Raw genomic sequence first — 15,059 nt, 5'->3', positions numbered from 1 at the left:
TGAAAATACCACTACCCGATACCTGCGCCAATTTTGAAAGTTCTCCCGGCCTGCCGTAGTATGCCGAAGGCTGATACTCGAAAGCGGAGAAGAAGGAAATGGAAGTCTGTGAGCGCTTCAAGGAATTTCGCGACCGAAATCGTTGCGTGGTCTATTTCCCCAACACCCACAACGACGAGGAGCCAGAGGCGTACAGTAGCTTTCTGGCGATGATGCGGGTGCAGATGGGAATTATGATCCTTGCTCCGGATCGCGAAGAGCGCTTCGAACCCGTCTACCGCGATGCCCTCAAGTACCACTTGCAAACCATTCGCCATAGCCGCCTGTTCACCAGCTATGTGCCGATCAAGACGCGCGTCTACTTCGTGGAGACGATTGCCGTGCGTGATGCTTTCTATGCCTGTGCCGATTTTTGTGTGCCGGGCGGTACGCTGAGTGACGGGCCTGTGGACCTGGAAAGCCCGATCCGCGCCGGCTGCCCCATCCTCTTCGGACCGAAGATGGCGGATACCGCCGAGCGGCGGGGCCTGCTGCAGGCCGGCGGCGCACGCTATGCAGCCAGTAGCGAAGAGATTGCCGAGCAGGCGCGGGACTGGCTCAAAGACCCGGCCAGCGCGAAAGAGGCTGCCGACAAGGCAAAGGCCTGGTGGCAGGCGCAGGGACGCAGTCTATAGCTGTTAGCGAGTCGGGTTACCGTCTACGTGAAACGGATAGAGTGATTCGTAAAAATTATCCATAGCCGCACCTTGGGTGTCGTAGCCCGTCACCTGAATACGACCATCGACAACGGCCACGTAGACATGGCAGGCTCGCTCCTGCCGGTTTTCGGGTGCCTTACCCAGCACAAAGGCTGGTGCCTTGGCGCCGCAGGCGGGGGCCACTGCCGCCTTGTTCCACTCGCCAAGAAAGGCCAGAGCCCAGCGCTGCGCGTCGCTCCCTACCCAGAGCGCCCGGTGCTCTGCCCATGCCGACTGGAGCTCGTTGCGGACGGCGGGATCGTTTTCCAGATCCATTTGACGCTGATGCAGAAAATCCATGGAGTTCAAGGCGATGCTGAGGTTGTTGCGGACACTGCCTTGCGCTTGGATGACCTGCCAGCTGAGGACTGCCGCAAAGAGCCCATACAGCCCAATGACGGAAAACAGGAGGATAGCAAAACGGCGCCGCGAAGCCGGGCTTGGTGTCATCAGGAAGAGCGCCGGGAATCAGCCTGCGTAGCCGTTTTCTGGGCGGCGCGCCGCTCGGCCAGGGTGCCGATCTCATAATGGATCATCAGGTGATTTTCCTTGGCGAAATGCAGAATTTCCTTATACGCTTCGGGGCGTAACTGCTCCAACGCCTCATCCATGATGATCGCCGCGTTGCCGTTGATGGTGGCCGGTTCGATCATCGGCAGGTAGTGGATCTTGTGGTCGCTGCCAAAGTGGGCTAGTCCTACCCCCTCGATGAGCATCTCTGCCCAGGCCGAGGGGCGGAACTTGCCGCCTTTGTCAGTGACACCCTCAATGATGATCATGACGCCCCCTTTCTCTTCAGCGCGCCATAGCATAACCCAAGAGGCGCCAGAGCGGAAAAGGCGGTCAGCGTGACCGGTGCAGCGTGGGTCAATCCGCTGTGCTCATGCTTTGGCATTGTTCCTGCAGATAGCGATTGAAGGCAGAGCCGACCTCGGGATGGCGTAGCGCAAAATTGATGGTGGCCTGCAGATAACCCAATTTATCGCCACAGTCGAAGCGCTGTCCGTGAAAGCGATAAGCCAGAACTTGACGCTCGCTCAGCAGTTTGGCGATGGCATCGGTGAGTTGGATCTCGCCGCCAGCGCCGGTACTGACATTCTCCAGAAAATGGAAGATTCGCGCCGGGAGGATGTAGCGCCCCACTACCCCCAGATTGGATGGCGCTTCCTCGGGCTTGGGCTTTTCCACGATACGGCTGACCTGGTAGATCTGCTCGTCCCAGGCGCGCGCCTCGACGACACCATAACGGACGCTGTGCTCGTAGGGAATCTCCTCGACGCCCAGAATCCCCGCCTGATAGCGATGATATTGGTCCACCATTTGCGCCAGTACTGGCTCGTCGGCCAGCATCAGGTCATCGGCCAGAAGGACGGCAAAGGGCTCGTCGCCCACCACCGGGCGCGCCATGGAAACCGCATGACCCAGCCCCAGGGGGTAGGGTTGGCGCAGGTGAATGACGCTGACGTTGCTGGGAACAATGGCGCGAACCTGCTCCAGCAAGGCGTTCTTTCCCTTTTTTTCGAGTTCGGCCTCGAGTTCGTAGGATACGTCAAAGTGGTCGGCGATCGCCCGCTTGCCGCGTCCGGTGATGAAAATCATCTGGTCACAACCGGCCGCGATCGCCTCCTCGACGGCGTATTGAATGAGGGGCTTGTCGACTACCGGCAGCATCTCTTTCGGGCTGGCCTTGGTCGCCGGCAAGAATCGGGTGCCGAGGCCGGCTACGGGAAAGACTGCTTTGCGGACACGATCCATATTTCCTCCATTGGTGGTGAACTAAGATACTAGCGCGGTTCCGGATGGTCGGCTTGCAGCGATTTGTCTCGCGCTGTTCGGCCACTACCGAGGCCACCCGCCATGGCAAAGCGCAGCGCTTGCTGCGGGCTGAGATCGGGTAACGGGATGATCTTGCTACGTGGCACCACACAGGTAAAGCCGCCCACACCGTAGCTCATGGGAATGAATACTGCCACACAGTCCTCGTCTGCAATAGTCGGTAACTCGGCGAGATGATCGCGGGTAATCAGTCCTACGACATAGCCCAGATCGCCACCTTGGCGTAGCAAAACGGCGCTGCGAAAGCCTTTCTCTTTGCCGCCAAAGAGCAATTCCACGGTTTCCTGGATGGTGCTGTAGATGCTGTGCAGTACCGGGATTCTCTCGAGCAGGGCGTTAAGGCGCTCGAAAATCCAGGCGGTGAGGACGTGCGATGCCAGAAAGCCCACCGCAAAAATGCAGAGCAGCGTCAGAACAATGCCCAGGCCCGGGATATCGGTACCAAAGATGGCATGGATCGGGGCGGCAAAGATGCTGTCGATCCAGCTTCCAACCATCAGAACGAGATAGATGGTCAGGCCAATGGGCAGGGAGATCAGCAGGCCTTGGATAAACCAGCGGCGTGGATGCCAGCGCCGCTGGATGGTTACCTTGGGGTTTGGCATTGGCAACATGGCGTTTCGCAGGTCCCGTAAGTCGATACGGGTAAAGTATACCCGCTACTGCAGGGGAAGATCATCTGCGCGACCTGGGTCAGGACTCCGTTTCCCCATCGTCTTTGAAGTCTTCTGTCCGCAACTGATGTTTGCGCATCAATTTGTACAGATCCGTGCGATGCCGCCCGGCAATGCGGGCGGCGCGCGAGATGTTGCCATCCGTACTGCGCAGCAGCCGTTGCAGATAGTCGCGCTCGAACTCTGCCTTGGCTTCCTGCAACTGGGCAAATGCGGGGGTACTCGTCCCCCGTCCTGAGTCGGATATGGCGCTGGCCGGAATCCAGTTCTCGTTGCTCAAGGCGACGGCTTGAGTCACGACATTTTCCAGTTCGCGCACATTGCCCGGCCAGGCCCGTTGTAGAAGTTTATCGACCGCCTCGGAAGCAAAACCCTGTATTTCCCGCTGCAGACGAGAGGCTTCGCGGTCGAGAAAGTGCTGCGCCAGCAGCAGGATGTCCTCGGGGCGCTCGGCAAGGCTCGGAACCCGCAGGGGAATTACATGCAGTCGATAATAGAGGTCCTCACGAAAGCGACCGGCACTCAGAAGTGCGTGAATATCCTGGTGCGTGGCACTGATGACGCGGATATCTACCGGGAACTCCTCGCGTCCACCGACGGGCCGCACCCGACCCTCCTGCAATACCCGCAGCAGCTTGACCTGCAGGGGAAGAGGAAGATCGGCCACCTCATCGAGGAAGAGGGTGCCGCCATGTGCGCTGCGAATCAGACCGGGATGGTCAGCCGTGGCCCCGGTAAAGGAGCCCTTTACATGGCCAAACAGCTCGCTCTCGGCGACATCGGCCGGAATGGCACCGCAGTTGATCGCCAAAAATGGCCCAGTCTGCCGCGGGCTGGCGCTATGGATGGCGCGGGCAACCCGTTCCTTGCCGGCGCCGCTTTCGCCCGACAAAAACACGCTCGCCTGGGTGCCGGCGACCCGGGTCACGTCGTCCATCAGCTCCTGCATGGCCCGACTGCGGTACAGCAGGGACTGGTTGGCCTGCTGGCGGATGGCAGCACGCAAACGACGGCTTTCCTGTTTGCCTTGCCATTGCTCCAGGGCTGCCTGCATCTGTTCTTGCAATTCTTCGTAGCGAAACGGTTTGGCCAGATAGGCAAAGGCATTGCCGCGCATGGCAGCGACGGCATTGGGAATGCTGCCATGGGCGGTGAGAAGGAGGACGGGCAGGTCCGGCTCGCGTTCCTGCACCCACTCGAGGAGTTCCATGCCGTCGATTTCCGGCATGCGCAGGTCGCTGATCAATAAATCTGGCAGCCTTTTATCCAGTTGCTTCTGCAGATCCGCCGGATGGTCAAAAGTGACGACCTGATGTCCCTCACTTTCCAGCCACAAACCCAGAACGCGCAGGAAATCGGGATCGTCATCGACTACGTAAATGGTTGCTGGTTCGGGCTCATTCCTCATTTTGCTCTCTTCTCCAGACTCTTCTGGGCCTCTGCCTGTAACAACGAGTTGAGTTGGGCGAGTTTGGCCTTTTGCGCAGCGTTTTCGGCGCTCAGTCGCGCAATTTGGGCGCTTAGCGTAGAGCTGTCCCCGGCCGCGCATTTGCCCGAGCTTTCCGGGCGCGCGGCAAGCTGCAACCAGGAGGCAGTCAATTTACGCCAACCGTCGACCTGCTGTTCCAACTCCGGATTTTGTGCGGCCATATGCAGCTCCGAATGGGCCGCCGCTACGCTCGTGCGGCTGAGTGGTTGCTGGCGCAGGTAATGCTGCGCCAACGCCAAGTGAATCTGGGCACAAGCGAGGGAATCGGCGGCACCACAATGAGCGAGGGCGCTGAGGAGACCGCGTTCGCTGTTGCTCGTCGGGGAAGGGCTCGGGAAGGCCGGTGGCGGCAGACGCTCGGCACAGGCGCTCAACAGGAGAGGCAGACCCAGAGACAACAGGACTAGACGGGACTTAGGCATGGGCATCTCCATAAGGCAACCAGAATTCCGCGAGGAGTCCGGGACGCGCGTTGCGTAAGGATATCCTGCCCCCCTGCGCCTCGACCAGCTCTCGGGTGATAGCCAGACCCAGACCCGTCCCTTTGCTCAATACCCCTTTTTCCCGTACCTGAAAAAATTCCTCGAATACCTTCTCCAGCAATGCTTCGGGGATTCCCTTGCCGTAATCGCGTACGCGAAAGTCTACGCCCTGCGGGCCTTCCGCAACCGCAATCTCGATACGACTCTCTGCTGGGGCATATTTGTGGGCGTTGGTCACCAGATTGCTCAGAATCTGTAGCAGACGCTGTGGGTCAGCGCGCACCCTTCTGGATGTCTGGACCCCGCATTGCAGCTTTTGCCCCTTTTGTTCAAGCAGGCTACGAAAACGCAGTTCCAGTTCCCGCAGCAACGAGGCCGGTTCGACAGGCTCCAGATGGTAATCGAGACTGCGGGCGCGCAGGGCATGTAAATCCAGCATTTCCTGAATGGCGAGGAAGAGCTCGTGCACCTGCCGGTTGATGATCTCAAGAATTTCCCGTTGCCGTGCATCCAGTGCACCAAAACGTTCGCTCAAGAGCAGCTCTGCTCCCGAGCGAGCCGATGCCAGAGGGGTCTTTAGCTCGTGAGAAATCTGGCTGAGAAAGAGATGGCGCAATTTTTCTTCTTCTGCCAGACGCTCCTGCATCAGGGAAATGCTCTTCGCGACGGCGCGCAATTCCGGTGGGCCAGCCTCGGCTACCAACGCGCTTCTGCCCGCCGCCATGTCTTCCAGGGCGGCCAGAATCCCGTGTAATGGACGGGAGAGACTGACCTGTACCCGCCAGCTCACCAAAATGGCCAGCAATGCACTCAGAAGGACCAACGCCAGAATGAGCCAGGTCGCATGTTGACGAGCTTTGGCTGCCCGATCCGCTTCCTGCTGAAAAAGTTCTTGCAGGTCGCTACTCAGTTTTTTCATCCGCGCATCGAGCAGTACCTGCGCGGCATATAGCTGATTGGCATCAGCCTGGCTGAATGCCTGTAATTGCGTTTGCAAGCCATGCAAATCTGCTGCGATTTGCGGGTAGGCTGCCAATTTTGGCAACAGCTCTGCCAGCTGTTCCTGCTCCTGTTGCAGCAGTTTGGCGCTGGTCTCGCGGTAGCCTTGCTGCGGTAAAACCGCTGCCAAGCGTTCGTAGAATTCTGCCTGTTCCTGCAGGGCGCTGATACGCAATGCGTCACGCTGTAGCGGAATGGCAACCCGAAGCAGGGTGTCGCTGCTATCCTGGAGGGTCTGCACGGCGCGCAGGGCGAGGGCGCTGATGGCAGTCACGGCGATGACGGTAGCCAGGGCAAAGCCCAGCACCCGTCGCAGCAGGGACGCGCGCGGCGGGCCAGACCCGGTGTCGGTGGACGACAAACGCAGATGAGACGGACCGGCAATCCTGGAGGCTCGTAATTTTTGCATGTTTGCCAGTCTACCCATTCGCGGGCTTTTTGCCACTGTAGTCTTTCGACTACGGCAGGCGTCCTCAGCACATCGCCAATCTGTTGATTTTCCTTTTTCATGATATTGGCATGGGCATTGCATAAGTATAACTACATATTCTAATTCGCCCCAGGAGATCTGCCATGCACCTTTTCTGTTTGGAGAAAACCGGTTTTGCCAACCGTTACGCCGTCGTTAGCGAAGAAGACCTATTGCTGCTTGACTTTCAGAGCGACACTCTAGAAGAGGATCTCGATCGGATCCTGGAATATCTGCCGGAGCCGCGCCGTGTGTGGCTGTTGCAAACGCGGCCGGACGCCGCCCTGAGTGCGGCGCGGGAGCGTCTGCAGTGCCTGCTGCCCGATGCAGAAAGTTTGGATCCGGGGTATGACCTTACGGCGCTGACGCCGTGGCGCTTCTCCGGTCATCTGCTCAATATTTTGCCCATGGGTAATGAGCATTGGGCCTTTGCGCTGGCTGACTGGTTGTTTTTGGGAGCCGTACGCGATGCGCGAGGACGCTGGTGCGGAGATGATCTGGGACGCAAGATCCTTACGCGACAAGGCGCACTGCGGCGTCGCCTGTGGGCGTTTCCAGCAACGGCAGAGAAGGTGGTTGATCTAGCCGCGCTGCGTGCCTTGCGGGCTGCCTGAGCTGCGCGCGGCATCCTGCAGGAGCTTCTGCGCTGCGTTCTGCAGGCTGGCATCGATCTCGCTACCGCCCAACATGCGGGCGATTTCGTCGCCCCGCTCGGCGCTTTGCAGCAGACGCAAACGACTTTCGGTCTGCCCGTCGGCAACGGACTTTTCCACATGGAGGTGCTGGTGCCCGTGCGCCGCTACCTGGGGCAGGTGGGTGACGCAGAGGACCTGATGGGTTGCACCCAATTGGCGCAATAACCTGCCGATGCGCTCAGCGACTGCCCCACCAACGCCCACGTCGACTTCATCAAAGATCAGGGTCTCCACCTCTTCGAGCTTGAGTAGCACCTGCAGGGCAAGACTGATGCGGGCCAGCTCGCCTCCAGAGGCGACCTGGGCGAGCGGCTGAGCCGGGTGACCAGGGTTTACGGATATCCAGAATTCCACCCGATCCATGCCGGCGTTTGTCCAGGACTTTTCCGCTGTTTGGGTGTCCAGGCGAAGTTCGACCACGGCATGTTGCATACCCAGAGAGCGGACTTGCTCTTGCAAGGCCAAGGCAAGCCGGGGTGCTGCCTCCTGCCGGTTGGCACTGAGGGCTTCCGCCTGCTGCAGGTAGCTTCGGCGAGATTTCTCCAGGATCTCTGCCGCGTGGGCAAGCGGGTCTTTGCCGCTGTCCTCGGCGGCAAACTCCGCCGCCAATTGTTCCCGTAGGGCAAAAAGACCCGTCATATCGCAGCGATGCTTGCGCTGCAGATCCTGCAGCTCCTGCAGGCGGCGCGCAATCTCATCCAGTCGCTCGGGTTCCGCCTCCAGGTGATGCAGATAGCCGCGCAGTCCTTCAACGACTTCGCTCGCCTGAATCGTCGCCGCGTCGAGCAGCTGTAGCGAATCTTCCAGGCGTGGATCCTTTTGTGCAGACTGATTCAGCCCGCGCTGCGCTTCTGCCAGACGCAACAGGGCACCGTCGTCTTCGTCCAGAGCACGCAGCGCGAGATCGACGCCGGCACGAATCTGCTCGACCGCCATGAGGCGTTGCTCTTCCTCCTGCAGCTCTTCCCATTCGCCAGGCCGGAGCCGCGCCTGCTGTAGCTCCTGGGACAAGAACTGTCGCCACTCGCGCTGGGCGGCATCCTGCGCCTGATTCTGGGTGAGCCGGTCCCATTCCCGTTGCGCCGCGCGCCACTGCTGCCAGGACACGGCAACCGCGGCACGCAAGGCGTCACCATTGGCAAAGCGATCGAGCAAGGTCAGTTGACGCTCGGGTTTGAGCAGCTGGAGATGCGCATGCTGCCCCAGGATATCAAGCAGAAACGCCCCGAGATCACGGGCTTGTTGGCTGCTGATCGCGCGGCCATTGAGAAACAGGCGGCTGCGCCCCTGAACGGGCAGGACCCGCCGGAGGATGAGGGTATCATCTTCTGCTGCAAGTTCTTGCTCGTCCAGCCAGGCCGCGCTGGCGAGATTGGCGGAAAAACTGCCGATGATTTCTGCTTGCTCGGCGCCGTGCCGCACCATTTGCGGGCTGCCCTTGTCGCCCAGTAGCAGGGCGATGGCGTCGATCAGGATCGATTTTCCGGCACCCGTCTCGCCGGTCAGTACCGTCAGGCCCCGCTGAAATTCGATGTCGAGGTTGCGAATCAGGGCAAAATCGCGGATCTGTAGATCAAGTAGCATCAGTCCTCGCCAGGGGGTTCGGCCCAATGAAGCTTGCGGCGCAGGATAGCAAAAAAGTCCTGCTCCTGTGGATGAATGAACAGGGCCTCGCAGTCGGCGCGACGCACATGGACTTCGTCACCGATGACCATGGGAAAAGAACTGTGGCTGTCGAGGCTGAGGGCGGCCGGGAAGCGCGCTGCCGTCAGTTTGAAGCGCAGGGGCAAATGATCGGGCAAAACGATGGGACGGGTACTCAGGGTGTGTGGGCAGATCGGCACGAGTAGTAGGGCGCGCAGCTCCGGGGTGAGAATGGGGCCACCAGCCGAAAGGGCATAGGCAGTGGAGCCGGTGGGGGTGGAGAGAATCAGGCCATCGGCGCGTTCGGTATAGAGCTGCCGACTGTCCAATTGTACACCAAGCTCGATCATGCTTTCGCCGCAGCCTTTGTGGACAAAGACCTCGTTCAGGGCAAGCCCGGAAGAGATCGGGGTCCCTTCGCGCCAGAGCTCGGCGTGCAGAACGCTGCGCCGATCCTCGACATAGTTACCGGCGAGGATCGGCGGTAGGGTCTCATCGATGTCGGCAAGGGAAATGTCGGCAAGAAATCCCAGGCGCCCGGTATTGATGCCCAAGACGGGAACATTGCGACCGGCCAGCTCGCGGGCGCTGCCGAGGAGGGTGCCATCGCCTCCCAGCGCGACGACCAGATCGCCGGGCTCCGCCTCGTGCAGGGAGGAAAAAGGCAGCAGGCCGGGAAACTGGTCCCGATAGCGGGCATCGATGCGCAGATCGCAGCCCCAGGCCTGGAGAGCCGAAGTGAGCTGGAGGAGAGCAGGGAGGGCCCCGCTGTCGCGGTATTTACCCAGCACAAAGATCTGCGAGAAGACTGACATATAGCGCTCTATTTCTCTGGTGGCTGACGCAGGGCGTGACCGCAGTGGGCACAGAAGAGATCTTCCGGTCCGACGGCATGACCACAATGCGGACAAAAGACGGCAGTGCTGCTCGGCGTTGGCGGCGCCGTCATGATGGCTCTTGGCTGCGGGCTGATCGAGGCGTTGTTGCTAGGTGCGGCAACCGGAATCTGCACATAGGCGTAGCCTTTCTTTTCGTCGAGCAGGGCCCATATCAAGGATCCTATCCAACCCAGGAGACTCCAGCCAAGGAACAAGTTGAGCAGGAAAATAGCCAGAAAATTCTGAGTGCGCCGCGCGTAGGCGACAATACTCGGGATGAAATAGACGACGACGGCGAGAGCGAACGCGAAAATCATGACCGCGACCATCACCGGCCCAAAAGAGGAGTAATCCATCAGCATTGCCGTATTGTCCAAGACCTCGACCCCCGTCCTGCAAGATGCAGGCTGGATTATTTCACAAGCAGCGAGATCCAGCGACTTGGCCCATCGCGCGGCTGGCGCTATCCTCTCCACTTGCCTGGAGGAAAAGGAATGCGGTCAATGCGAGTGGAATTTCCCATCATCAATCGTCTGGGCTTGCATGCCCGGGCCTCGGCCAAATTCGTCAGTATCGCGGCGCGCTTTCCTTGTCAGGTCTGGCTCGAGCGCGACGGGCAGCGGGTGAACGGTAAAAGCATCATGGGGCTGATGACCCTGGCCGCTTCCCAGGGTACGGTGCTTACCCTGGAGACCGAAGGCGAGCAGGAGGAAGAGTGCAGCGCCGCGCTGCGCGCCCTGGCTGCAGATTATTTTGGAGAAGGTGAGTGACCTTTGAACTGGCAGGAATTGGCGCGGCGGCCGGCATTGCTATTGGCACGGCCGTCGTCCTGGAACCTGCCAGCATGGAGATTCCGGATTACAGCGTTGCCCGGGACGAGCTTGAAAGCGAAGAACAGCGTTTGCGCGCCGCCCTGGCCTTGGCTCGCGATGAGCTCTTGCGCGTGCGCGAGGCCATTCCCAAGGACGCCCCCCAGGATACCCGCCTGTTCATCGATGCCCATTTGCTCATGCTCGACGATCCTGCGCTGCGGGATCGCCCCATTGCCCTGATCCGCGAACAGCACCGCAATGCCGCCTGGGCCCTGCACCACGAACGCGAGCGCCTGGTCGAAGTCTTCGAGCGCATGCAGGACCCCTATCTGCGCGCCAAACGGGAGGACATCCTGCAGGTGACCGACCGCGTGCTGCGGCACTTGCTCGGTGCCCAAGTGCCCAGCCTGAAGACAGCCGCAGAGCGCATCATCGTCGCCTCGGAACTGAGCCCTGCCGACACCGTCCTGCTCAAAAATGGCTCGGTGCTGGGTTGGGTGACCGACTTTGGCGCGGCAACTTCCCATTCGGCCATCCTGGCGCGTAGCCTGGGGCTGCCGGCGGTAGTGGGTACCCACCACGCCACGCGGCTGCTGCGCAGTGGCGATCAGCTGGTCGTGGATGGCGAACAGGGCACGGTACTGGTCAATCCCGGTCCAGAGCTTCTCGCCGAGTATCGCGAGATGCAGGCGCGGCGCGAGCGGCGGCGCCAACTCTTGGAAGAAGAACGGCATCTGCCCGCGCTGACCATCGATGGCACTGCCATTCGTCTCTTCGCCAACATCGAACTGCCCGAGGATATCGAGTGGGTGCAGCGCAGCAATGCCGAAGGAATCGGTCTGTTTCGCAGCGAATTTCTCTTCATGAACCGGGCGGACAGCCCCAGCGAGGAAGAGCAGTATGCGGCCTTCGCGCAGGTGCTGCGCGCTCTTCCGGGTGCGGAGATTACGATTCGTTCGGTGGACGTAGGGGCCGATAAGCTCCTTGCCGACAGTGACCTGCAATTGTATCCCAGCGGTCTGAATCCCGCGTTAGGATTGCGTGGCTTGCGCCTCTGTCTGCGGCGGCCGGAATGGTTTCGCCGTCATTTGCGGGCGATCTTACGCGCCTCCGCCCTGGCGCCCATTCGTCTGATGTTACCGATGGTGAGTACGGTCTATGAAGTACAGCAGACCCGGCAATTGATCGAACAACTGCGCAGCGAGCTGCGTGCCGAGGGGCAAAAGGTGGCGGAGCATCTGCCCATTGGCATCATGGTCGAGGTTCCGGCGGTGGCGATGGCCGCCCACGCTTTCGCTGGCGTGGCCGATTTTTTCTCTATCGGCACCAACGACCTCACGCAGTACGCCCTGGCGGTAGACCGTAGTGATGATGATGTCAACGCACTCTTCGACCCCCTGCATGTGGGGGTGTTGTCGATGATTCAGCACACCATTGCCGCGGGCGATGCCGCTGGGATTCCTGTGGCCATGTGCGGAGAAATGGCGTCCAATCCGCAGTGGACAGCACTACTGGTTGGCTTGGGTCTGCGCCACTTCAGCATGTTCCCCGGTGCCATTCCCGAGGTAAAGGCGGCAATCCGTGCGACCTCTGTGGAAGATGCAAAGGTTATGGCCCTCGCCGCCTTGGCCGGCACCTCCGAACTCTTCGCCCACGTCGACGACATTGAAACGTAGATACCTGCGCTGGCTGGCTCTCAGCCTGCTCGGTGTGGCTCTGCTCCTCTATCTGTGCATTCTTGCTGGACTGCCAGCCTGGTTCTTCGCGCGTGTGTTGAGCCTGGAGCTGCAGCAGCCAGTGACCTTGGCAAAAAATCCGCAGATTAGCTTCAACGCCCAGCATGTTGGCATTGTACTTCAGGGTCTGCAGGTTGGCAGGCACTTGCTCGTGCTACGGCAGATGCAGGCAAGTTGGCGCTGGAAGGCTCTGCGCGCTGGGCGCTGGCTGGATATGGATTTGCATATTAAGGGACTGAATTTGCATGGGCCCTGGCCAGGTAGTGGCTCCCACAGCAGTCAGGGAATGGCTCTGCCGCGGGTAATGACCTTGCAGGACAGTTCCGTGGACTGGCCGCTGGGCGGACACAGCTTGCGGGTCTCTAGACTGCAAGCCCACTACCGGGCCGACCAAGGAGCTACGATGAGCGGGAAGCTTTCCTACGCTGGACGTTTGCTGGCCGTGCAAGCGAGATATCTAGCCCCGCAGCCGCAGCAAGCTGGGGCAATCTCTCTGCTAGCGCAAGGGCAGGGAAACCGGCTACAGCTGCAGGCGAAGGATCTTTCTTTGTCGTCTTCCGGTGTGCTGGTAATCGACCAGGGCACGCTACGCTTGGTCTGGAAGCCGATGCATGGCGAGCTCCATTGGCAAGGCCTGCGCTATACCGCAAATGCACAGGGTCTAGCGATTCGGACTTGGAGGATTGCCGCACAGCCACAGCTGAGCGGGGAGGGAAATCTGCTGCTACACTGGCAGCGGGCCCTCACTCTGAGCAGCCAGTTCCAACTACAATCGGAGAATCTGCCGGACTGGCTGCATCTGCTGGGATTGTCAGTGCCCAAGGTGCAGGAGGAGCGGGCGCTGCGGCCAGCGGCCTTGTCGGGGGATCTCTCTTGGACGCAGGATGGCCCAATCCGGCTGGACCCCCTGCGTGGGATTTTGGGCAAGACCCAGTTCCATGGCTCCCTGCAACGAGAAAGCACGCAAGCCCCGTGGCAGATTACTGCCGTCATTCCCCAGCTGGATCTCGATCCTTGGCTGCCCACGACATCATCGTCCAGTGCGCCATCCCCAACGGTTCTCCCGACCTTGCCAAAGTCCTGGCCTCCCGTACGGGGCGAGCTGCAGATCGGGCAGCTGCGCTGGGGACAATGGCAGGCACGGGATCTCCAGATTCGCCTCCGGGCAAAATCAAAATGACGCCGCCGAGCATCGCCAGTCGTCTCTTGCCTTGGTATCAGCAGTCTGGTCGCCATGATTTGCCTTGGCGGCAGAGTCGCGATCCCTATCTTTTGTATCTCGCCGAGATCATGCTGCAGCAGACCCGGGTGGAGACGGTGAAGCCCTATTTTCGCCGTTTTCTGGCGCGCTTTCCCAGTTGGCAAGCTCTGGCCGACGCCTCCCTCGATGAAGTGCTGGCGCTCTGGAGCGGGCTGGGCTACTACGCCCGGGCGCGCAACGCCCACGCCGCAGCACGCATGGTGGTCGATAGATTTCAGGGAGAGTTCCCGACGGATCTCGTTCAGGCGCTTGAGCTCCCCGGCGTTGGCCGCAGTACTGCCGCCGCCGTGCTTGCCAGTGCTTATGGGCAAAGGCAGGCCATCCTCGATGCCAATGCGCGACGGGTACTCTTCCGCTATCACGGGCTCACGGGTAGCATGCGGAGTCCCCAGAACGAGCGCCTGCTCTGGCAGCTTGCGGAGCAGGAAACGCCAGCTATGGCACACGATTATAACCAAGCAATCCAGGATCTTGGCGCCTTGCTTTGTCTGTCACGCAAAGCTCGGTGTGACGAGTGCCCTTTGTTGGGTCCCTGTGCGGGGCCGTGTGAACCTACCCAGATACCGCAGCCAGAGAAACCCGTCCGTTACGCCTGTTTTTTACTGCTGCGTACGGAGGATGGCTGTGTCCTGCTGGAGAAGCGGCCAAACCGGGGAATCTGGGGAGGGTTGTGGGCATTGCCCTGGTATGCCCTGGCGGGCGCGAACGAAGTGCCGGAACTGGCGGAAACACTGCGCAATTGGGCACGAGAGGAATATGGCCTGCGGCCGCAGCTAGGGGAATGGCATTCGTGGCAACGTCATACGTTTACTCATTTTCATCTAGAATATCGGGTGATAGAGGCTGACATATCGGTCTATGGCGTGGGGGAAGGGCGACGGGCATTGTTCCCATTTGCTCCAGAGCAGCTCGCGCAGCTTGCTTTGCCCAGCCCTTTACGGCGCTTGTTCTCCTGAGGTCGGGATTCTGGACATCCCCTATGGCTCTCGCTACCCTGCGGGCTGTTCTAACTATCACTATGGGTTGGCAAATTTTTCGGAGGTGTGAATATGGCGAGAACGGTGCAATGCGTGAAGTTGGGCAAGGAAGCCGAGGGTCTGGATCGCCCGCCCTATCCTGGTCCCCTCGGTGCCCGGATCTATCAGGAGGTCTCCAAAGAGGCATGGCAGGATTGGCTCAAGCATCAGACGATGCTGATCAACGAATATCGTCTGTCGCCGATCGACCCCAAGTCACGCTCCTTCCTGGAAAAGCAGATGGAGGCCTTTTTCTTCGGCGAAGGGGCGCAGACGCCAGAAGGATTCGTGCCGCAGCAGCACGCATAATCTGTCGTTTCTCCACGACGGC

At 60.2% G+C, this 15,059-nt stretch carries 17 protein-coding genes; 7 read left to right on the top strand and 10 right to left on the bottom strand.

Translation table 11 applies throughout. From position 1 onward, the window contains the following. Positions 1 to 98 precede the first annotated feature (98 nt). Entirely contained in the window at positions 99 to 674 is a 576-nt protein-coding gene (locus tag ACQAYK_RS09205) for a 3-deoxy-D-manno-octulosonic acid transferase (protein WP_215871295.1), read from the top strand. 3 nt (positions 675 to 677) lie between these two features. Here the strand turns inward: ACQAYK_RS09205 and ACQAYK_RS09200 are convergent, their stop codons facing one another. From ACQAYK_RS09200 to ACQAYK_RS09170, 7 genes are all read right to left on the bottom strand, one after another. After that, positions 678 to 1,187 carry a hypothetical protein gene (locus ACQAYK_RS09200; protein WP_215871296.1) on the bottom strand — a complete coding sequence of 170 codons (510 nt, stop codon included), beginning with the start codon at positions 1,185 to 1,187 and terminating at the stop codon, positions 678 to 680. Then, on the bottom strand, positions 1,187 to 1,516 hold the full coding sequence (locus ACQAYK_RS09195; RefSeq protein WP_215871297.1) for a DUF3579 domain-containing protein: 330 nt from the start codon (positions 1,514 to 1,516) through the stop codon (positions 1,187 to 1,189). The genes ACQAYK_RS09200 and ACQAYK_RS09195 overlap by 1 nt, the downstream gene beginning before the upstream one ends. A gap of 88 nt (positions 1,517 to 1,604) precedes the next feature. Next, complete coding sequence (gene galU / locus ACQAYK_RS09190) at positions 1,605 to 2,492, bottom strand: UTP--glucose-1-phosphate uridylyltransferase GalU (protein WP_215871298.1); 888 nt, start codon at positions 2,490 to 2,492, stop codon at positions 1,605 to 1,607. A gap of 29 nt (positions 2,493 to 2,521) precedes the next feature. After that, positions 2,522 to 3,187, bottom strand: coding sequence for a DUF502 domain-containing protein (locus ACQAYK_RS09185; protein WP_215871299.1), 666 nt, complete (start codon positions 3,185 to 3,187; stop codon positions 2,522 to 2,524). A gap of 79 nt (positions 3,188 to 3,266) precedes the next feature. Then, a complete protein-coding gene (locus ACQAYK_RS09180; protein ID WP_215871300.1) occupies positions 3,267 to 4,655 on the bottom strand; it encodes a sigma-54-dependent transcriptional regulator in 1,389 nt (462 codons plus the stop codon). Continuing rightward, positions 4,652 to 5,158, bottom strand: a complete 507-nt coding sequence (locus tag ACQAYK_RS09175) for a hypothetical protein (RefSeq protein WP_215871301.1) — start codon at positions 5,156 to 5,158, stop codon at positions 4,652 to 4,654. The genes ACQAYK_RS09180 and ACQAYK_RS09175 overlap by 4 nt, the downstream gene beginning before the upstream one ends. After that, positions 5,151 to 6,626: a sensor histidine kinase gene (locus tag ACQAYK_RS09170; protein ID WP_215871302.1), complete on the bottom strand. Its 1,476-nt coding sequence runs from the start codon at positions 6,624 to 6,626 to the stop codon at positions 5,151 to 5,153. The genes ACQAYK_RS09175 and ACQAYK_RS09170 overlap by 8 nt, the downstream gene beginning before the upstream one ends. A gap of 164 nt (positions 6,627 to 6,790) precedes the next feature. Here ACQAYK_RS09170 and ACQAYK_RS09165 point away from each other — a divergent pair, with 164 nt between their 5' ends. Continuing rightward, entirely contained in the window at positions 6,791 to 7,300 is a 510-nt protein-coding gene (locus ACQAYK_RS09165) for a hypothetical protein (protein WP_215871303.1), read from the top strand. Here ACQAYK_RS09165 and recN read toward each other — a convergent pair. The 3 genes from recN to ACQAYK_RS09150 are packed head-to-tail and all read right to left on the bottom strand — an operon-like array spanning position 7,268 to position 10,280. Further along, positions 7,268 to 8,965, bottom strand: coding sequence for a DNA repair protein RecN (gene recN, locus ACQAYK_RS09160; RefSeq protein ID WP_215871304.1), 1,698 nt, complete (start codon positions 8,963 to 8,965; stop codon positions 7,268 to 7,270). The two genes, ACQAYK_RS09165 and recN, sit on opposite strands and share 33 nt — an antisense overlap. Continuing rightward, entirely contained in the window at positions 8,965 to 9,840 is an 876-nt protein-coding gene (locus ACQAYK_RS09155) for an NAD(+)/NADH kinase (protein ID WP_215871305.1), read from the bottom strand. The genes recN and ACQAYK_RS09155 overlap by 1 nt, the downstream gene beginning before the upstream one ends. An 8-nt stretch (positions 9,841 to 9,848) precedes the next feature. Then, positions 9,849 to 10,280, bottom strand: coding sequence for a superinfection immunity protein (locus ACQAYK_RS09150; RefSeq protein ID WP_215871306.1), 432 nt, complete (start codon positions 10,278 to 10,280; stop codon positions 9,849 to 9,851). 126 nt (positions 10,281 to 10,406) lie between these two features. Here ACQAYK_RS09150 and ACQAYK_RS09145 point away from each other — a divergent pair, with 126 nt between their 5' ends. The 5 genes from ACQAYK_RS09145 (at position 10,407) to ACQAYK_RS09125 (ending at position 15,037) form a co-directional block, all read left to right on the top strand. Next, complete coding sequence (locus ACQAYK_RS09145) at positions 10,407 to 10,673, top strand: HPr family phosphocarrier protein (RefSeq protein WP_319643740.1); 267 nt, start codon at positions 10,407 to 10,409, stop codon at positions 10,671 to 10,673. After that, positions 10,670 to 12,391, top strand: coding sequence for a phosphoenolpyruvate--protein phosphotransferase (ptsP, locus tag ACQAYK_RS09140; protein WP_215871308.1), 1,722 nt, complete (start codon positions 10,670 to 10,672; stop codon positions 12,389 to 12,391). The genes ACQAYK_RS09145 and ptsP overlap by 4 nt, the downstream gene beginning before the upstream one ends. After that, on the top strand, positions 12,381 to 13,631 hold the full coding sequence (locus tag ACQAYK_RS09135; RefSeq protein ID WP_215871309.1) for an AsmA family protein: 1,251 nt from the start codon (positions 12,381 to 12,383) through the stop codon (positions 13,629 to 13,631). The genes ptsP and ACQAYK_RS09135 overlap by 11 nt, the downstream gene beginning before the upstream one ends. Then, positions 13,628 to 14,668 (top strand): A/G-specific adenine glycosylase, encoded by a 1,041-nt coding sequence (gene mutY / locus ACQAYK_RS09130; RefSeq protein WP_215871310.1) that lies wholly within the window; start codon positions 13,628 to 13,630, stop codon positions 14,666 to 14,668. The genes ACQAYK_RS09135 and mutY overlap by 4 nt, the downstream gene beginning before the upstream one ends. Before the next feature lie 93 nt (positions 14,669 to 14,761). Further along, positions 14,762 to 15,037 (top strand): oxidative damage protection protein, encoded by a 276-nt coding sequence (locus tag ACQAYK_RS09125; RefSeq protein ID WP_215871311.1) that lies wholly within the window; start codon positions 14,762 to 14,764, stop codon positions 15,035 to 15,037. The last annotated feature ends 22 nt before the right edge of the window (positions 15,038 to 15,059 follow it).

This window comes from Acidithiobacillus sp. AC3 (assembly GCF_050261095.1).
Lineage (GTDB): Bacteria > Pseudomonadota > Gammaproteobacteria > Acidithiobacillales > Acidithiobacillaceae > Igneacidithiobacillus > Igneacidithiobacillus copahuensis.
Note: the sequence above shows the minus strand (reverse complement) of the source record. Positions and strands in the feature narration are given on the sequence as shown.